Genomic DNA, 17,576 nt, shown 5'->3' with positions numbered 1-17,576 from the left:
CTCCACCGAGGGGTTAGGAGCTGCGACGCATTGACCATCCTGGGGATCGGCCTCGACCTGGTGACCATCTCCGAGTTCGCCGAACAGCTCGAGCGGTCCGGAACCACCATGCTCAGGGAGAGTTTCACCGCGGGCGAGCGGCGCTACTGCCAGAGCAAGGGCACCGATCCGGCGCGCAGTTTCGCGGCGCGCTGGGCCGCCAAGGAAGCGGTGCTCAAGGCGTGGGCGTCGTCGCGTTTCGCCCGCCGCCCGCAGATCGGCGACAACCCGTACCCGCTGATCGAAGTGGTCAACGACGCGTGGGGCAGACCGAGCATCAAACTGCACGGGCTCGCGGCCGAATTCCTGCCGCGCGCCAGGGTGCACCTGTCCTTGACCCACGACGGCGACACGGCGGCGGCGATGGTCGTGCTGGAGGATCCCGGCGAGCTCGCCGACCTGATCGAGGGGCGCGAAACGACCGCGTGAGCGCCCTCAGCGCTCGCTCGCGGTGCGGGATTCCTTCTCCGCGACAAGCAGATACGCGACCATCAGCCGCTTGAGTTCGGCGACGGCCTCGGCGTGCGACTGCTCGTCCTGGACCGAGAAATTGAGCATCGAGTACACCACGTGCACGAGGACCTCGGCCATCATGGTGCGCCTGACCCGCGGCGTGCGCGGGGTGAGCGGCCGCAGCATCTGCGAGACGACCTCGGCGAACTGCTTCTCGTGGATGGCGCCGGTGGCTCGGGTGGACGGCGTTGACTGCATGGCGAGCCAGACCTCGCGCCGGGACGGGTCGGTCATCCAGAGATTGGCCAGGTGGTCGACGAACTGGTTCATGTGCCGCAGCCAGTCCAGCGAGGGTACTTCGCCGTGGAAGTCGGCCAGTTCCTGGGAAACGGCAACGAGATCTTGGCGATTCAGTTCGCAGACGATGACGTACTTGTTCGCGAAGAATTGGTACAGCGTGCCGATCGGGACCTCGGCGCGCGCCGCGACCTCTTCACAGGTGAACGATTCGAAACCGACCTCGACGAGCAACTCGCGGGAGGCCTGGAGCAGCGCGTCGAACTTGCGTTTGCTGCGTTCCTGAGTCGGCCGCTTGCGCGGCATCAGCTCTTGCGGGTCGTCCTGCAGTTCCAACGCGGGGTCCAGGTGTCGCTTGGACGGCATCGCCCTGGCCTCCGTGTGTACTTCCACGTATCCAGGCTAGCGGTACCGACACGCACGCGACACGCGCACTTGGTCAGCGTGTTCAGGTCTGTCACATTTCACGACCCATCCGTGACGGTTGTGGCCGCGAACACTAACCAAGCGTGCGTGCATCCGCGGGCACGTTGCCAAGGGTGTTCGCCCACCTCGGCGCACCTTCGCCTTCGCTCCGGCGCGTGCGCGGGCTGAGGAAGGACTTCGTCCGCGTCGGTCGGCGGGTGATCCGGTCCGGACAGTCACTGGGAAGGCGTATCTGTGGTAGCTCGATCTGTGGTAACACTCGGCGTTTCCACCGAACGTGGCGCCGTGCACGCGGTAGCGCTCGCCGACACCGGCGAGAAGCTCGTGGAGCGTGTGCTGGTCCACCGGGTGGCGAAGACGCACGGCGACAGCAAGGCGGATGTGGCGGCGGCGGTCCAGGCCGCGATGGACTACGTCGCCGCGGAGGTCGGAGAGGGACGGGAGATCGCGGGCGCCGCGGTCGCGTACCGCGATGCCGCCGAGCGGCGGGCCATCGTGACCCGGCTCGCGTCCGGCCCGTGGCGCACCGCGTCGCTGCTCTCGACGAAATCCGCGCACCTGAGCGCGGCGGGCATGATGACCTGGCTCGGCGAGTTCGACGACCTGCTCGTCTGCGAGGTCGTTCCCGGACACCAGGCGTTCACGCTGGTCGACAAGGGGCGCAATCGGGTGCTCGCGGCGGTCTCGCAGACCGGTGGCACGAACGAGGCGTCGCTCGGCGCCGCGGTGACGGCCGCCTGGGACCAGTTCGAGGCGGCCGCCGTTCGTCCGGACGGTGTGGTGCTGATCGGCTCCGCGGCGGAGGAACCGGCGGTGCGCGAGGCCGTCGACCGCTTCGGCGCGCCCGTGCTGCCCTGCAAGATCGCGTCGTCGGCCGCGGCCGTCGGCGCCGCGCTGTTCGCCATGGCCGACGTGCCGGAACTGGTGGACACCGTCGAAGAGGAGCGCGGTAGCCGGAGCTCGGCGGGGTTGTTCGTGGCGGCCAGCGTGGTCGCGGCCGGTCTGGTCGTCGGCGGTGTCTTCACGCTCGGCGATTACTCCATCCGGTCGGTCGTCGCCGACGCGCGGAACACCGCGGACGCGCATGTGGTCCCCGGCACCGGGTCGTCCAGCGGGATGGCGGTCGGCTCGTCGGTGCAGCCGGAGATCATCGCGCGCGAAGACCGAGGCGCGGCATCGGTGCCTCGACAGTTGCCTCTGGTCACCGGCGACACGCCCGCTGTCGGGCCACAGACGGTGGTGCAGCGGTGGGGGAGCGGCCAGGAACGTCCGCTGACGCTGGAGGAGGCCGAGGCGCTGGGTGAGACCGACACCGCCGCCGCGTCGGTCGTTCCCGGCACCGGTATCCCGTCCACCACCCGGGTCGGCGCGCCCAACGACGCCATGCTGTTCCCGGGCGAAGCGCCCCCGCCCCCGGCCTTCACCCCGGAGTCCTACGAGTGGTGGGACAACCACCTGCGCTTGCTCGCGCAGTGGGCCTCGCAGCAGCTGGCACAGGCCTGAGACAAGCGATCGAAAGGCCCGGTGCCGCACAGGCGCCGGGCCTTTCGCCTTTCCGGCGGCGCGACCCCGCGTCCGGTTCGCGGTCGGCCTCGGATCAGTTGCGGGTGCGGCGGCGGAAGAGCGCGCCCGCCGCGACGTAACCGACCACCGCGATACCTGCGCACCACAGGACCGCGAGCAGGGCGCTGTCGCCGATGGGCGTCCCCATCAACAGGCCGCGCATCGTCTCGATCACGGGTGTCACCGGCTGATTCTCGGCGAACCGGTGCAACCAGCTCGGCATCGATTCGGTCGGCACGAACGCGCTGCTCACGTAGGGCAGGAACATGAAGAAGAAGGTGAAGCCGTTGGCCGCCTCCGGGTTTCGCGCGACAAGGCCGAGGGCGGCCGACAGCCAGGACAGCGCGAGCACATACATGGCGATCACCCCGAGCGCCGCGAGCCAGCGCAGCGGTTCGGCGGTCGGGCGGAAGCCGAGCGCGACCGCGACGACGATGACGAGCCCGGTCGTGATCAGGTTGCGAATCAGGCTCTCGGCCACGTGCCCGGTCAGCACCGCCGACCGCGCGATGGCCATGGTGCGGAAACGATCGATGATGCCCTCGGCCAGGTCGGTCGAGATGCTGACGGCGGTGGTCGAGGCGCCGAAACCGGCGCACAGCAGGATGATTCCCGGTACCACGTAGTCGATGTAGGCGCCGGGGCCGACGTCCATCGCGCCACCGAAGACGTAGACGAACATCAGCAGGATCATGACCGGCAGCGCGATCGTCATGATCATGGTGTCGGGACTGCGCAGCGTGTGCCGCAGGTTGCGGTCCAGCATGGTGCCGGAGTCCTGGACGGTGCGCAGCGCGCGCAGGGCCGGGGACAGTGTGGTCATGGTCGTTGTCTCGTTTCTCACGCGGCCGATTCGGTGCGGCCCTGGTGGCCGGTCAAGGCGAAGAAGACGTCGTCGAGGTCGGGGGTGTGCACGGTCAGCCGCTCGACGGCGATGTCCGAGTCCTCGAAGTGGTCGAGCAGACGCTTCACCTCGGCCGCTGTGCCGTCGGACGGGACCTGGAGGGTCAGCTCCTCCGGGTCCACCTGACTGCCCGCCGTGGGAACGGCGCGGGCGGCGGCCGCCAGTAGATGCCGGTCGGCGAACCGAAGCCGGATGTGGCCGCCGGGGGCGAGGCGCTTGAGCTCCTCGGGCGTGCCCTCGGCGACGATGCGCCCGCCGTCGAGCACGGCGATGCGGTCGGCGAGTTGGTCGGCCTCCTCCAGATACTGCGTGGTGAGGAAGATCGTCGCGCCGTCGTCGGCGAGTTCCTTGATGGCCGCCCACAAGTCGCGGCGGCTGCGCGGGTCGAGGCCGGTGGTCGGTTCGTCGAGGAAGACGATGCGTGGGCGGCCCATCAGGCTCATCGCGAGATCGAGGCGACGGCGCATGCCGCCGGAGTAGGTGTCGACCGGCCGAACGGCGGCCTCGGCGAGGTCGAAACGGTCGAGCAGGGCGGCGGTGCGGCGGCGCGTCTCTGCCTTGTCGAGGTGCAGCAGTTTGCCGGTGAGGCGGAGGTTCTCGGTCCCGGTCAGCACGCCGTCGACGGCCGCGTACTGACCGGTGACGCCGATCAGCCCGCGGACGACGTCCGGCTCGCCCGCCAGATCGTGCCCGAAGACGCGGGCCTCGCCGCGATCCGCTGTGCTCAGCGTGGCGAGGATGCGCACCAGGGTGGTCTTGCCAGCGCCATTCGGCCCGAGCAGCGAGAAGACCGTTCCCGCCGCGACATTCAGGTCGATGTCGGCGAGCACGGTGTGCGTGCCGAAGGACTTGCCGAGCCCGTGCACCGCGAGGGCCGGGGGTGGTTCGGGGGACATGGGATCTCCGATCCAGAAACTGTTTATCGAATAAACAGAGTTTATAGAGTAAACAGTTCATGGGCGCAAGAGGTGATCGGCGGAGCGAGGCTTACAGTCGAGGCGAGCGAAGGAGGCTGAAGGGCAGATGACGACGTCGGACGAGGCGGCGCTACCGAAGTCGGTGGAACTGTTGTGGCGGCTCGATCAGCCGGGCGGCCGCGGCCCCAAACGCGGGCTGACGCTGGACCAGATCCTGCAGGCCGCGATCGAGGTGGCGGACGCCGAGGGTTACGCGGCGCTGTCGATGAACCGGGTGGCCAAGCAGCTCGGCTTCACCGCGATGTCGCTCTATCGGTACGTCGACAGCAAGAACACCCTGGTCGAGCTGCTGCTGGATCGGGTGATCGGCGACCCGCCGAAGATTCCGCCGGGAACACCGTGGCGGACCGGGCTGGAGTACTGGGCGCGCAGCGAGTTCGAGGTGATCGGGCGGCATCCGTGGTGGCTGGACATCCCGCTCAAGGCGCCGCCGATGGGCCCGAACAACATGGCCTGGCTGGAGGCGGGACTCGCGACGCTCGTCGACACCCCGGTCCCGGAGCCGGTGCGGCTGCAACTGGTGATGAACCTGTCGCTCTACGTCATCGGCAGGCGCTGGGCGGCGAGCAATGTGGTCGGCGGGGCGGATGGCGAGCAGGACTTCACCGTCGCGCTGCGGCGCGTGCTCGATCCGCAGCGCTTTCCCGCGGTACTCTCCGCCCTCGCCCACAGTGCCTTCGAGCAGGACGACATCGACTGGGAGAAGGCCGATTTCGAGTTCGGCCTGGCGCGGATGCTGGACGGCTACGAGAGCCTCATCCGCTCCTTCGAGAGCTGACGCTCAGACCGACAGGTCGCGGCGCAGCTTGGCGACGTGGCCGGTGGCGCGCACGTTGTACTGCGCGACCTCGATCTTGCCCTGCTCGTCCACCAGGAAGGTGGAACGGATGACGCCGGTGACGGTCTTGCCGTACATCGTCTTCTCGCCGAAGGCGCCCCACGCGGTGAGCACCGCGCGGTCCGGGTCGGACAGCAGCGGGAAGGTCAGTCCTTCGGCGTCGCGGAACTTGGCCAGCTTGGCGGGCTTGTCCGGGGAGATGCCGAGGACGTCGATGCCCGCGTCGTTCAGTTCGGCCAGGTTGTCACGGAAATCGCAGGCCTGCTTGGTGCAGCCGGGGGTGCTCGCGGCGGGGTAGAAGTAGACGATCACCTTGCGGCCGCGGTAGTCGGCGAGCGAGACGTCCTTGCCGTCGGCGTCGGGCAGCGTGAACGCGGGGGCGGTATCGCCGGGGGAGAGTCGTTGGTTGGTCACGTCCTGCACGGTAACCGAACGCCCATCGGCCGGACGGATACACTCGTCCGCGAGCCCTGGTGACTCGCGAACGGCCGGTGGGAACGTGGTTCACGGCCCGGTTCGCGCCCGGCGGCACGCCCATCGACAGGAGGACATACGTGGCGAAGGACACCGAGCGGATCGAGCGGGAGATCGAGGCCGCCCGCACCCGGCTGGCGAGCACTCTGGACGAGATCGCCGTGCGCGCCGATCCGCAGCGGATCGCGGACGACACCAAGAGCATTGTCGTCGCCAAGCTGAACCAACCCAAGGTCAAGTACAGCCTGATCGGCGCGGGTGCGCTGGTCGTCGGCCTGGTGCTGGTGAAGCTCTTCCGCTGAGTTTCCCGGCAGACGAAAACACCCAGTGCGGCACGGCCACACCGGGTGTTTTCGTTTATCGGCGGTATCAGACCGTCGGGCAGGCGAATCCGTCGCCGTCGGGATCCAGGTGCGGGCCGAAGCCCGGCTCGCCGCGGAAGATCGGGGCGCGACCCGCCGCGCGGGCGTCGTCGCAGTTGGCGAAGGCGCCACCGGCCGAGCCGGTCTGGGACACGCCCGCCGAACCGGTCGCGGCGGAACCGGTGTCGATGGCGGAGGAGCCGGTTCCGGAGGAACCGGTCGGGGCGGCGGCCAGGGCGGCGGGCGCCGCGAGGATGGTCAGTCCAGCGACGGCGGCGCTGACGGTAAGCCGGCGAACGTTCATGTATTCCTCTGTGTGTGCTGCGGTGGATGGGCGCCTTGACGAGCGACGCCGCACCCACTGTTGCGAGGGGCCGCCCAGTTGTCAACCGCGCGTCACCCGAATTAGGGCCATTAGGGGCTATAGGGCGGCCCGGCTCAGCGGTTCGGCCTGGTGCCGGACAGGTGCTCTGCCGGGATGTTGCCCATCCGTCCCGACTGGAAGTCCTCTATCGCCTGAATGATCTCCGCGCGGCTGTTCATGACGAAGGGGCCGTATTGAACGACAGGTTCGCGGATCGGTTGCCCGCCGAGCAGCAGCACCTCGAGATCGCCGGGGTGATCGTGCTGCTTCGAATCCGCGTCGACCGAAATCGAATCGCCGGGGCCGAATACCGCGAGCTGGCCCGCCCCGATCGGCCTGCGCTCGGCGCCGACCGTCCCGCTGCCCGCGAGCACATAGGCCATCGCCGAGAAGTGCTGCGGCCATGGCGTTTCCAGACGGCCGCCGGGGCTGATCGAGGCGTGCGCGTAGGCGATCGGCGTGTAAGTCGATCCGGGACCGGTGAATCCGCCGACCTCGCCCGCGATCAGCCGCACGAGCGCGCCGCCGTCGTGCGAGCTGACCAGCGTCAGTTCGCTGCCGCGCAGATCCTGATAGCGCGGCGCGGCGAACTTCATGGCCCGCGGCAGATTCACCCACAGCTGCACGCCGTGGAACAGACCGCCCGCGACCACCAGTTCCTCGGGCGGCACCTCGTCGTGCAGGATGCCGGAGCCCGCGGTCATCCACTGCGTGTCGCCCTCGCTGATGACGCCGCCGCCACCGTTCGAGTCGTGATGCACCATGGTGCCGTCGAGCATGTAGGTGACGGTCTCGAAGCCGCGGTGCGGATGCCACGGCGCGCCCTTGGCCTCGTGCGGTTCGTAGGTCACCGGACCCATCTGGTCGAGCAGGATGAACGGGTCGGCGGAGCGCAGGTCGAGGCTGGGGAACGGCCGCGTCACCTCGAAGCCCGCGCCTTCGCGCTGCTTGTGCGCGGTGACGATCTGTCGGACGGGCCGTTCGCGCATGGTCTCGTCGGGGCGGGGCAGACGCGGCAGCACCAGGATGTTGTCGACGGTGATGGCGGGCATGGGAAGCACCTCCTGTGCGGGTGACCGGCCTCGGCCGGTTGGTGTCCATGTCAACCAAGCGAGGTTTAGGATCATTCCCGTGGCGCGATGGCTGAGCGACGACGAGCAGGAGACCTGGCAGGCCTACATCCGGCTGCGCCAGCGGATGGACGCGGCGATCATGGCCGGGCTGGCCCGCGACGGACTCTCCCTGGCGGACTACGAACTGCTCGTTCCGCTCTCCGCCGCGCCGCAGGGCCGCCTGCGGGCCAAGGAACTCGCCGCCGAGGTGTGCTGGGAGAAGAGCAGGTTGTCCAAGCACCTGGCCAGGATGGCGGCGCGCGGGTTGGTCGAGCGGCGGCCGTCGGAAGAGGACGCGCGCGGGATCGTCGTCGAGCTGACGGCGGCGGGCCGGACCGCGCTCGAGCACGCCGCGCCCAATCACGTGGATCTGGTCCGGCGGGTCTTCATCGATCCGATGACCGAGGCGGAGGCGCGGGCGCTGCGTTCGCTGTCGGACAAGGTCAGCGCCGGTGCGGAGAGCGTGACCGATCTCGCGGTGTGACCGCTACGACCACGGCGTGATCGGCGGCTTCACCCACAGCAGCTTCTCATCCACGTGCGCGCGAGCCGCCGCCGCATGGCCGGGGTTGCGCGCGGCCCACGCGTTCTTCTCGTCGAGCAGCCGGGCGACGACCAGCCAGGTCTCGTCGGTGCTCGGCGGATTCGTTTCGGCGGCGCGGGCCAGCTTGCGGCGAGTCGCGGCGGGCATGTCGCGCAGTTCGGCGCCGCTGATATCGCGGTCCCAGAGATAGACGGCCAAGCGGCGGGCCTTCTCGGCCCTTCGGCTGACCGACGCGTCGGAGTGCGCGTAATCGGCCACCGGGGCATCCTACGACGAACGCCCCGCACCCGGTCGTGGTGACCGGAGGCGGGGCGTTCGTCGTGCTGGAGACGGATCAGTACGCGCTGTTCACGTTGTCCATGCTGCCGTAGCGGTGCGCGGCGTAGTTGCAGGCCGCGACGATGTTGGCCACCGGATCCCAGACGTCGAACGGGGTGCCCGCCACGTGGTAGGCCGCGAAGGTCGGGTCGATGACCTGGAGCAGGCCCTTGGACGGGATGCCCGCGGCGGCGTTGGAGTCCCACAGGTTGATGGCCTGCGGGTTGCCGCTGGACTCGCGCATGATGTTGCGGTGGATGCCCTCGTAGGAGCCAGGAATGTTGTTGGCGGCCATGATATCGAGGGCCTGACGGATCCAGCCGTCCAGGTTGTTCTCGTACATCGGCGGGGCCGGAGCCGGAGCCGGGGCGGGCATCGGCGCGGGAACGGGCTCCGGCGCGGGTGCGGGCATCGGCGCCGGGACAGCGGCGGCCTCGGGAGCCGGGGCGGGCGCCACCTCGGCGACAGGCGCGGCTTCGGCGACGGGAGCGGGGGCGGCCGCGGGCTGCTGCTCGGCGACCACGGCGACGCGGGCCGGAACGCTGTCGTCGGCCACCGACACCGCCGACGAGGCGGCGACGGCCACGATGCCAGCCGCGGCCACGGCGAAGGTCAGGCCCTCGCGCAGGGTGGTGCGGCGCAGGGTGGAAAGGCGTCTGTCAGGCATTTCTGAATCGGTTCCTTGTTCGGGGACAGGGGGTCCGGCCGCACTCGGGCAGCGCGGATCCGGCGGCGGACGCTCGTGGCGCTCGCCGAGAAAAGTCGATGTGCTGTTGTGGATTTGGTTGTGGGGGACACTCCGGTCCCCGGAACGCGGCGGGGCGGGTACCGGGCATCTCTGGCCCGGGCCGCGGCGTCGCGCGGAACTCCACAACAGTGGAGCGATAGGCGTAAGGCGGGTGATCGGGATCCATTGCCGATCCGCACTCGCGACCACGCTGGACCTAGCTCAGGTCCGTCCGGTCGTTTTCCGAATGCGTGTAGACAACATCTCGGTCTAACCAAACCTCAGGTCTCTTTGCGACCTGATTGCAGAATGGTCACGGAAGGTGAACGGAAGGTGAACGAGACCTGAATGATAGATGCTGGCGATCTTGGAACGACCGAGGCCTCGTTACCGAAACGCGATCTACCAGGCTATTCGCGTTTAAACGCGTTGTGCGCTAGGTCACAAAATTGATACAGTGACCTGCGTCTAATCGACGTTTACAAGCCTCGATCGGCCCTGTTCGACGCCGTTCCGACCGCTCAGGTCACGGCGTCGTTACCATCGTAGAGGTGATCGCCGAGCGACGATTCGGACACGAAAAGACCGTGCCCTTGTCCAATCGTGACTGGAAGCTAGGCACGGTCTGTACTGTGCGCCATCAGGGACTCGAACCCCGAACCCGCTGATTAAGAGTCAGCTGCTCTGCCAATTGAGCTAATGGCGCCTGCTCCGTGTTCCGGTGCGGGACAAAGATTAACAGGCCGAGACCGAAGAAGTGAAATCGCCTGGTGAAGGGCCGTTTTGTTGGGTCGGCGACGGGTGTTAACACCGGGGGCTCTCGCGGGGATCTATCCGGTGGAACTCGGCCCGTTGCGCGCGTAGTTCGCGTTGGATCGGTCAGACCGGACTGGCAGAATGTTAGGACGCGGTCTCGACCGATCCCGCCGGCGCGGTGGGTTGAGCTTCTTTCGTCGGTTGGATCCGAAGCCATCGGCGCGTGTCTGGACGGCGCCGAGACTTGAAACGGGGTTGATTATGCGCATTGGTCGAGGTCGGCGGCGGTCGATACGAATACTCAGCGGACCTTTGGTATTGCTCGCAGTGATCGCATTGGGATCGTCGGCGTGCTCGCCCTCGTCCGGAAGTGCGGACGCGGCGGTCGCCATCGACCGGAACCCGATCACCGAACTGATCAAGCCGAAGCTGCTCGCTCCCGTCAAAGACGGCGACAAAGGCGTATCACCCGGTGTCCCTATGACTTTCAAGGTCGACGACGGCAGGTTCACCAATGTGACTTTGGTCAACCAGCAGGGCAAGCCGGTCGCGGGCAATCTCGCCGCCGACGGCCGGACCTGGGAGACCACCGAGGTACTCGGCTACGGCAAGACCTACCGGCTGACCGCCGACGCCATCGGCCTCGGCGGCGCCAACACCACCACGCTGAGCTTCACCACCAGCTCGCCGAACAACCAGACCAAGCCGTATCTGATCCCGGGGGAGGGTGAGGTCGTCGGCATCGGTCAGCCGGTGGCGATTCAATTCGACGAGAACATCCCGGACCGCAAGGCGGCCCAGGATGCGATCAAGATCACGACGAACCCGCCGGTGGAGGGCGCGTTCTACTGGGTGAACAACCGCGAGGTCCGTTGGCGGCCAGAGCATTTCTGGGCGCCGGGCACCCGGGTCGACATCCAGGTGAACGTCTACGGCAAGAACCTCGGCAACGGGCTGTACGGCCAGGACAACATCACCTCGCACTTCATCATCGGCGACGCTGTGATCTTCACCGCGGACGACGACACGCACCAGGTGACGGTCGAGCAGAACGGTCAGGTGATTCGCACCATGCCGACCTCGATGGGCAAGGACAGCACGCCCACCGACAACGGCATCTACATCGTCGCGGACAAGCACGAGAAGATCATCATGGACTCCTCGACCTACGGCGTCGCGGTGAACTCCGCGGACGGCTACCGCACGCCGGTCGACTTCGCGACCCGAATCTCCTACAGCGGCATCTTCTTCCACTCGGCCCCGTGGTCGGTGGCTCAGCAGGGTTACTCGAACGCCAGCCACGGCTGCCTGAACCTGAGTCCGGCGAACGCGCAGTGGGTGTTCAACTTCGCCAAGCGCGGTGACATCACGATCATCAAGAACACCGTGGGCGGCACGCTGTCCGGCACCGACGGCCTCGGTGACTGGAACATTCCGTGGTCGGAGTGGAAGGCGGGCAACGCGGACGTCGGATGACGGGCGAAAGTCCCTGAGCGGCAACGCAAAGGCCCCCGGCGAGTGCCGGGGGCCTTTGTCGTCGGTGGGCTCAGGGGATGTTCGGCCCTGGGGTGCCCGCGCAGGTGAGGTTGGCGTTGAACGCGCTGCCGACGGCGGCACAGAGCAACGGTCCGCCGAAAATGATCCTCTCCAGCTCGGGACCGGAGCCGGTGCCGGTCGAGCCGGTGGTGGTCGCGCCGCCCGAGGAGCCGGTGCTGTGCGCGGAGCCGCTGGTGATGCCCGCGGATCCGGTGTCGGCGGGCAGGTCGATCGGGGTCGCCTCGCGCGCCGCCGAGGCGGTGCCTCCGGACCCGCCGAGCAAGGTGGCGCCGACTAGGGCTGCGAGAACGGCGGAACGCTTCACGTAGTGCTTTCTTTCTCCCGGACCGGGCGATGCCACCGCGGCACACCCTGCTGCCGCAGTGTACGGCCGGGAGGGGAGATCCGGGACACATTTGGAAGCATCTGTGTTTCAGAACAAATTCCAGTGCTGGGGCGGTGCGCCGAGTGGCGATGTCGCCCCGAATCGGCGCGGTCTGAACGGCGTTGGGTGCGCGGGGCGAATCTGCCCCGGAAACGCGAAATGCGCGAGCCCATCGGACTCGCGCATTTCGCGTGGGGTGAGTGACGGGACTCGAACCCGCGACAGCCAGGATCACAACCTGGTGCTCTACCAACTGAACTACACTCACCATCGCCGGTAACTACCGGCGCGCTAGATACTAGCGTGCCACCCCCGCGATTCCCTAATCGGCTTCCAGCGCGCCGTTGCGCGGCACCGTACCCGCGGGCTTGGCCGTGCCGCTGAGCTCGGCGGCGATCGTGGCGATCTCCGTGCTGGAGGGCCCGGGCGGCGCGACGAACGCGGTCCGCCGGTAGTACTCGAGCTCGCGGATGGACTCTTTGATGTCGGCGAGGGCGCGGTGGGTCAGGCCCTTCTCCGGCTGGCCGAAGTAGATGCGCGGATACCAGCGGCGGCACAGCTCTTTGATGGAGCTCACATCGATCATCCGGTAGTGCAGGTGACTGTCCAGCGCGGGCATGTCGCGGGCGATGAAGCCGCGGTCGGTGGCGATCGAGTTACCCGCCAGCGGAACCGTTCCCGCGGTGGGGGCGTAGGCGCGGATGTAGTCGAGCACCTGCTGCTCGGCCTCGGCGAGGGTGACAGTGGAGCGACGCACCTCTTCGGTCAGACCGGAGCGCTCGTGCATGTCGGCGACCACCGGGGGCATCGCGGCCAGCGCCTCGTCATCGGCGTGGATGACGATGTCGACACCGTCACCGAGGATATTGAGGTCGCTGTCGGTCACGAGCGCGGCCACCTCGATCAGCTTGTCGCTGTCCAGGCGCAGGCCGGTCATCTCGCAATCCATCCACACCACAAGTTTGTCGGACACTCCGGCAACCTTACTGGCATCCTCCCTGGCGACCTCAGGGAACAAGCGCGTTCGCTCGCGCGCGCCGCCGGTGCGGGTTTGCGCCGCTACGGTGTGGGCCTCCGCACAGGGCTGTGTGCCGCCCGCGCCGAGTGCCGCGACCGGCTTCCGTGCGGGGGTGTCGGCTTGCGCACACGGCGGTGTCGGCGACGCGACCACGGGTATGCAGCGGCGGAACACCCTCGCCGGGGATACAGTTTCGGCATCGGCAAAGGCGTACCTCCGCCTTCGTTTCCAGGCGTACGTTCGCCTTCGCCATGCGGGCTGTCGGCGGACGACGCCCTGCTGGGCCCATGAGCGTTTTCGGTTCGACAGACGGAGGACGTGCGATGACCACTCCCGAGGAGAAGGCGGCCGCGGCGCGCAAGGCCGCCGACGAAGCGGCGCGAGTCGCGGCGGAAGCGGCGGCCGCCGCCGAAGCCGCCGAGCGCGAGTTGGCCGAGCATCGACCAGCGGGGGCCGCCGACGTGAGCTCCGCCGCACAGGAGATCGCCGCGGGCTACGCCTTCGACGGCGCGGCGCTGGAACTGGGCACCGTGGTCGTGGACGGCGCCGTGGATCCCACCGCGCGGGTACGGATTCCGATGCGCACGATGAACCGGCACGGCTTGGTCGCGGGCGCCACCGGCACCGGAAAGACCAAGACGCTGCAAGGCATCGCCGAACAACTCTCGCGGGCGGGCGTCCCGGTGGTACTCGCCGACATCAAGGGCGATCTGTCCGGGCTGAGCCGTCCTGGCGAGGCCGACGACAAGATCAGCGCCAGGGCGCGGGACACCGGCGCGCCGGACTGGGCGCCAAGCGGCTTCCCGACGGAGTTCGTGTCGCTGGGCACCGGCGGGATCGGTGTGCCGATCCGAGCCACCATCACCTCGTTCGGCCCGGTGCTGCTCAGCAAGGTCCTGGAACTCAACGAAACGCAGGAATCGACCCTCGGGCTGATCTTCCACTGGGCCGACCAGCAGGGCCTCGCGCTGCTCGATCTCAAAGACCTCCGCGCGGTCATCACCCACCTGACCAGCCCCGGAGGCAAGGCGGACCTGAAGGGCATCGGTGGTGTCTCGGCGCAGACCGCGGGCGTGATCCTGCGCGCGCTGGTCAACCTGGAGGCCGACGGCGGCGACACGTTCTTCGGCGAACCCGAGCTCGATCCGGCGGACCTGGTCCGGGTCTCGGACGGTCAGGGTGTGATCACGCTCTTCGAACTCGGCGCGCAGGCGGCGCGACCGGTGATGTTCTCCACCTTCCTGATGTGGGTGCTCGCCGATCTGTTCCAGACGCTGCCCGAGGTCGGCGATGTCGAGGAGCCCAAGCTGGTGTTCATCTTCGACGAGGCGCACCTGCTGTTCGACAACGCCTCTAAGGCGTTCATGGACCAGGTCGAGCAGACGGTCAAACTGATCCGCTCGAAGGGTGTCGGCGTGTTCTTCTGCACGCAGCTGCCAACCGACATCCCGAACCAGGTGCTCTCACAGCTCGGCGCGCGCGTCCAGCACGCGCTGCGGGCGTTCACCCCCGACGATCAGAAAGCGCTGTCCAAGACGGTCCGCACCTACCCGAAGACCTCGATCTACGACCTGGAGAAGGCGCTGACCTCGCTCGGCACCGGCGAGGCTGTGGTGACCGTTCTCTCCGAAACCGGTGCGCCGACGCCCGTGGCGTGGACCAGGATTCAGCCGCCGCGTTCGCTGATGGACACCATCGGCGAGGACGCCATCAAGTCCCAAGCGCTCTCCAGCGCGCTCGCCACCAAGTACGGCCAGACCATCGACCGCGAGTCCGCCTATGAGATGCTCACCGCGAAACTCGCCGCGGCAGAACCGGAACAACCGGAAGTCGCCCCGGTACCCGGCCGCTCCTCGCGCCAAGAGGAAGAATCCGCCGCCGAACGCATCATGAAGAACCCGGCGGTGAAGAGCTTCCTCCGCTCGGCGGCATCCGCGGCGGGCCGCGAGATCAGCCGCACCCTGTTCGGTACGCGCCGCCGCCGCTGAGCGGTCGCGGCGAGAAACGATGTGGGGCAGCATCTTCGCACCGTGCTGGGTCCGCTGGGACGGTCAGCGCAGTCTCCTCGACGAATATCGACGCGACGGGCTCGTACTCAGGCGAATTCGACGGCGACGCGGTAGATGCCCGTGTTGGGCGTCGCGTGTATGCGGGCGGTGTCGGTCGCGGTGCGCATCGCTGAGCTTCCGGCCGCCGCCTGCCATGCCTCCAGGCTGTCCCACTGGGCGACGTTCACGAGTTGGAAGCGAGCCTGCTCGGACAGCGCGCGGTGGAGACGTACCGCGCGAAAACCCGGTGCGGCCCGCATCATTCGGGCGCGTTCGCCCCAGCCCTCGGTGAACTCCGTGACTGTTTCGGGTGCGATCTCGAAGACGTTGACGAAGGTGACGCCGGGGCCGTCGAGGTCGCGTTCGGCGGCCGGTCCGTAGTCGAGGACTGTCCGGTAGGCGGCCGCGCCGGCTCGTGCTTCGGTCGGGATTCGGTCGTCGGCCGTGCGCCAGTCGGCGGTGGAGCGCGCGGCTTCGAGGAGTTCTGGGCTCCCCCAGCGCGCGAGGGTGATCAGTGGGAAGCGTGTGTCCGGTCGCACGGTTCGGTGCAGACGTCCGTCGCGGAATCCGGGGGACTGTCGCAGCTGCTCGGCGCGGGCCCGCCAGTTGTCGACGAGCCCGTCGATCGCGGATTCGGGCAGTTCGAACACGTCGATGTAGGTGACCTCGCTGTCGCTCATGCCCTCAGTCTTGCCCCGCAACGATGCTGTGCGTCAAGGGTTTTCGCGCCCGGTGTCGGCATGATCGCAAAACCTTCACTGTGCGCCGCAGCGCGGTTAGTATTCGTCGCTCGTCGCTCGTCGCTCGTCGCTCGTCGCTCGTCGCTCGTCGCTCGTCGCTCGTCGCTCGTCGCTCGTCGCTCGTCGCTCGTCGCTCGTCGCTCGTCGCCCGGTCGCGGCGTTCGTCGAATACCCATCCGAGGTCGCCGCGGCCGCCCTCAGACTCCCACTTCGCGCGCCATGAGATCGTCGATCGTCTCGCGGCGGACCAGGGTTCTGGCGCGGCCGTCGCGGACCGCCACGATCGGCGGGCGGCCGACGCTGTTGTAGGTGCTGGCCAGGCTGTAGTGGTAGGCGCCGGTGCACGGGACCGCGATGATCTCGCCGGGGCGCAGGTCGGCGGGCAGCCGGACGTCGACGGCGAGGACGTCGCCCGCCTCGCAGTGGCGGCCCGCGATGGTGGCGGTCATGTGCGGCCCGCACGGGTGGCGGTTGGCGAGCACCACTTCGTAGCGCGCGCCATACAGCGCGACCCGTGGGTTGTCGCTCATGCCGCCGTCGACGGTGACGTAGGTGTGCCCGCCCTCGATGTGCTTCACCGAGAGCACCCGGTACAGCGTCACGCCCGCGCGCGCCACGATCGCGCGGCCCGGCTCCACCGCGATGCGCGGCCGCGGGAAGTGGTGCCGGGCGCAGCCCGCGTCGAGGGCGTCCTCGAGGATCTCGGACAGCTCGGTCAGGTTCATCTCGGCGTCGCCGCCGCGGTACGCGACCGCGTGCCCGCCGCCAAGGTCGAGTTCGGTGAGGATGTGCCCGTGGTCCTGCCGGACCCGCGCCATTTCGCCGATCATCCTGCGGACCGCCTCGCCGTAGTGGTCGGGGTTGTGGATCTGCGAGCCGAGATGGCAGTGGAAGCCGACCAGCTCCAGGTTCGTCCTGCGCAGAATGCGCTCGACCGCCTCGGCGGCCAGGTCGCTGCCGAGCGGGAAGCCGAACTTCTGATCGACGACGCCGGTCTTGACCGCAGGATGGCCGTGCACGTCGATGCCGGGCGAGAGTCGCACCAGCACCCGTTGCCGCGTGGTGGCCAGGGCGGAGAGCAGCGTGATCTCGGTGAGCGAGTCGACCACGATCCGGCCGACACCGCAGCGCACCGCGGTGCGCAATTCGTCGCAGGATTTGCCGTTGCCGTGCAAGATGATTCGCTCCGGGTCCACACCGGCCGACAGGGCGATGGCGAGTTCACCCGCCGAGCACACGTCCACCGAGAGCCCCTCCTGGGAGACCCACTCGGCGACCGCGCGGATCATCAGCGCCTTGCCCGCGTAGATGATCTCCGCCTGGGGAAACGCCCGCCGGTAGGCGCGGCATCGCGACCGGACCTCCTGTTCGTCCAACACGTAGGTGGCCGTCCCGTACTCGTCGGCGATGTCGGCCAAGGCCACACCGCCGACCGTGATCCGGCCTTCGCTGTCGTAGTGCGTGTCCCGTGGCCACACCGCCGGATCGAGCCGCGAGGGCATCCCCGACCGCAGCGACGGGAAGATTTCGAGCAGCGTCACAGTGTTCTCCTGGGTGCGTCCCCGCTTTCTCCGAACTGCGGGGTCGATGCCAGGACTACGCCTCCCAGACCGCCCCGAACGCGTCCCTTACACCTCTTTGACGGCCGCCCCTCCGTTACTGACGCCCCACTGACACCCACCTGGGCGCGGCATT

Annotated in this window: 19 protein-coding genes and 2 tRNA genes; 7 read left to right on the top strand and 14 right to left on the bottom strand. The window is 68.4% G+C overall.

The features are described 5' to 3' along the window. The first annotated feature begins 30 nt into the window (after positions 1 to 30). Positions 31 to 468 carry a holo-ACP synthase AcpS gene (gene acpS, locus NAM01S_RS23540; protein ID WP_067788698.1) on the top strand — a complete coding sequence of 146 codons (438 nt, stop codon included), beginning with the start codon at positions 31 to 33 and terminating at the stop codon, positions 466 to 468. Between the two features lie 6 nt (positions 469 to 474). Here acpS and NAM01S_RS23535 read toward each other — a convergent pair whose 3' ends face one another. Beyond that, positions 475 to 1,155, bottom strand: coding sequence for a TetR/AcrR family transcriptional regulator (locus NAM01S_RS23535; protein ID WP_084483232.1), 681 nt, complete (start codon positions 1,153 to 1,155; stop codon positions 475 to 477). 345 nt (positions 1,156 to 1,500) lie between these two features. Between NAM01S_RS23535 and NAM01S_RS23530 the strand changes: the two genes are divergently transcribed. Further along, positions 1,501 to 2,718, top strand: coding sequence for a hypothetical protein (locus NAM01S_RS23530; RefSeq protein ID WP_157107868.1), 1,218 nt, complete (start codon positions 1,501 to 1,503; stop codon positions 2,716 to 2,718). A gap of 94 nt (positions 2,719 to 2,812) precedes the next feature. Here the strand turns inward: NAM01S_RS23530 and NAM01S_RS23525 are convergent, their stop codons facing one another. Together NAM01S_RS23525 and NAM01S_RS23520 are read right to left on the bottom strand one after the other, a co-directional pair. Beyond that, on the bottom strand, positions 2,813 to 3,601 hold the full coding sequence (locus tag NAM01S_RS23525) for an ABC transporter permease (protein WP_067788695.1): 789 nt from the start codon (positions 3,599 to 3,601) through the stop codon (positions 2,813 to 2,815). A gap of 17 nt (positions 3,602 to 3,618) precedes the next feature. Beyond that, positions 3,619 to 4,578 carry an ATP-binding cassette domain-containing protein gene (locus tag NAM01S_RS23520; RefSeq protein ID WP_067788693.1) on the bottom strand — a complete coding sequence of 320 codons (960 nt, stop codon included), beginning with the start codon at positions 4,576 to 4,578 and terminating at the stop codon, positions 3,619 to 3,621. 127 nt (positions 4,579 to 4,705) lie between these two features. On the opposite strand from NAM01S_RS23520, the gene NAM01S_RS23515 reads away from it, so the two are divergent. Beyond that, positions 4,706 to 5,437, top strand: a complete 732-nt coding sequence (locus NAM01S_RS23515; RefSeq protein ID WP_067788691.1) for a TetR/AcrR family transcriptional regulator — start codon at positions 4,706 to 4,708, stop codon at positions 5,435 to 5,437. Between the two features lie 3 nt (positions 5,438 to 5,440). On the opposite strand, the gene bcp is transcribed toward NAM01S_RS23515, so the two are convergent. Beyond that, the gene (bcp, locus tag NAM01S_RS23510) at positions 5,441 to 5,911 is read right to left on the bottom strand and encodes a thioredoxin-dependent thiol peroxidase (RefSeq protein ID WP_067788866.1); all 471 of its coding nucleotides are present in this window, start codon (positions 5,909 to 5,911) and stop codon (positions 5,441 to 5,443) included. 140 nt (positions 5,912 to 6,051) lie between these two features. On the opposite strand from bcp, the gene NAM01S_RS23505 reads away from it, so the two are divergent. Next, on the top strand, positions 6,052 to 6,273 hold the full coding sequence (locus NAM01S_RS23505; RefSeq protein ID WP_067788690.1) for a DUF3618 domain-containing protein: 222 nt from the start codon (positions 6,052 to 6,054) through the stop codon (positions 6,271 to 6,273). A 67-nt stretch (positions 6,274 to 6,340) separates the two neighbouring features. On the opposite strand, the gene NAM01S_RS23500 is transcribed toward NAM01S_RS23505, so the two are convergent. Together NAM01S_RS23500 and NAM01S_RS23495 are read right to left on the bottom strand one after the other, a co-directional pair. Next, positions 6,341 to 6,637, bottom strand: coding sequence for an excalibur calcium-binding domain-containing protein (locus NAM01S_RS23500; protein WP_067788688.1), 297 nt, complete (start codon positions 6,635 to 6,637; stop codon positions 6,341 to 6,343). A 134-nt stretch (positions 6,638 to 6,771) separates the two neighbouring features. Further along, positions 6,772 to 7,749, bottom strand: a complete 978-nt coding sequence (locus NAM01S_RS23495; protein WP_067788687.1) for a pirin family protein — start codon at positions 7,747 to 7,749, stop codon at positions 6,772 to 6,774. Positions 7,750 to 7,828: 79 nt separating this feature from the next. Here NAM01S_RS23495 and NAM01S_RS23490 point away from each other — a divergent pair, with 79 nt between their 5' ends. Next, entirely contained in the window at positions 7,829 to 8,293 is a 465-nt protein-coding gene (locus NAM01S_RS23490; RefSeq protein WP_067788685.1) for a MarR family winged helix-turn-helix transcriptional regulator, read from the top strand. Positions 8,294 to 8,296: 3 nt separating this feature from the next. Here NAM01S_RS23490 and NAM01S_RS23485 read toward each other — a convergent pair whose 3' ends face one another. The 3 genes from NAM01S_RS23485 to NAM01S_RS23475 form a co-directional block, all read right to left on the bottom strand. Further along, the gene (locus NAM01S_RS23485) at positions 8,297 to 8,611 is read right to left on the bottom strand and encodes a hypothetical protein (protein WP_067788683.1); all 315 of its coding nucleotides are present in this window, start codon (positions 8,609 to 8,611) and stop codon (positions 8,297 to 8,299) included. Between the two features lie 76 nt (positions 8,612 to 8,687). Next, positions 8,688 to 9,338, bottom strand: a complete 651-nt coding sequence (locus NAM01S_RS23480; RefSeq protein WP_067788682.1) for a transglycosylase SLT domain-containing protein — start codon at positions 9,336 to 9,338, stop codon at positions 8,688 to 8,690. Between the two features lie 693 nt (positions 9,339 to 10,031). After that, positions 10,032 to 10,104: transfer RNA gene (locus NAM01S_RS23475), tRNA-Lys, on the bottom strand. 311 nt (positions 10,105 to 10,415) lie between these two features. Between NAM01S_RS23475 and NAM01S_RS23470 the strand changes: the two genes are divergently transcribed. Continuing rightward, positions 10,416 to 11,630, top strand: coding sequence for a L,D-transpeptidase (locus tag NAM01S_RS23470; protein ID WP_067788680.1), 1,215 nt, complete (start codon positions 10,416 to 10,418; stop codon positions 11,628 to 11,630). A 70-nt stretch (positions 11,631 to 11,700) separates the two neighbouring features. On the opposite strand, the gene NAM01S_RS23465 is transcribed toward NAM01S_RS23470, so the two are convergent. The 3 genes from NAM01S_RS23465 to orn all read right to left on the bottom strand — a co-directional run bounded on the left by NAM01S_RS23465 (position 11,701) and on the right by orn (position 13,048). Next, positions 11,701 to 12,015 (bottom strand): hypothetical protein, encoded by a 315-nt coding sequence (locus tag NAM01S_RS23465; RefSeq protein ID WP_067788679.1) that lies wholly within the window; start codon positions 12,013 to 12,015, stop codon positions 11,701 to 11,703. Between the two features lie 252 nt (positions 12,016 to 12,267). Further along, positions 12,268 to 12,343: transfer RNA gene (locus tag NAM01S_RS23460), tRNA-His, on the bottom strand. A 54-nt stretch (positions 12,344 to 12,397) separates the two neighbouring features. After that, positions 12,398 to 13,048, bottom strand: coding sequence for an oligoribonuclease (orn, locus tag NAM01S_RS23455; protein ID WP_067788676.1), 651 nt, complete (start codon positions 13,046 to 13,048; stop codon positions 12,398 to 12,400). A 368-nt stretch (positions 13,049 to 13,416) separates the two neighbouring features. Between orn and NAM01S_RS23450 the strand changes: the two genes are divergently transcribed. Continuing rightward, positions 13,417 to 15,081 carry a helicase HerA-like domain-containing protein gene (locus tag NAM01S_RS23450; RefSeq protein ID WP_157107867.1) on the top strand — a complete coding sequence of 555 codons (1,665 nt, stop codon included), beginning with the start codon at positions 13,417 to 13,419 and terminating at the stop codon, positions 15,079 to 15,081. Between the two features lie 107 nt (positions 15,082 to 15,188). Here NAM01S_RS23450 and NAM01S_RS34280 read toward each other — a convergent pair whose 3' ends face one another. Both NAM01S_RS34280 and lysA read right to left on the bottom strand, forming a co-directional pair. Further along, positions 15,189 to 15,821: an antibiotic biosynthesis monooxygenase family protein gene (locus NAM01S_RS34280; RefSeq protein ID WP_084483220.1), complete on the bottom strand. Its 633-nt coding sequence runs from the start codon at positions 15,819 to 15,821 to the stop codon at positions 15,189 to 15,191. A gap of 257 nt (positions 15,822 to 16,078) precedes the next feature. Further along, entirely contained in the window at positions 16,079 to 17,422 is a 1,344-nt protein-coding gene (lysA, locus tag NAM01S_RS23440; RefSeq protein ID WP_067788673.1) for a diaminopimelate decarboxylase, read from the bottom strand. Between the last annotated feature and the right edge of the window lie 154 nt (positions 17,423 to 17,576).

Origin of the sequence: Nocardia amikacinitolerans NBRC 108937 (assembly GCF_001612615.1) — a bacterium.
GTDB classification, from domain to species: Bacteria; Actinomycetota; Actinomycetes; order Mycobacteriales; family Mycobacteriaceae; genus Nocardia; species Nocardia amikacinitolerans.
This window is presented reverse-complemented; position numbering and strand designations above follow the sequence as displayed.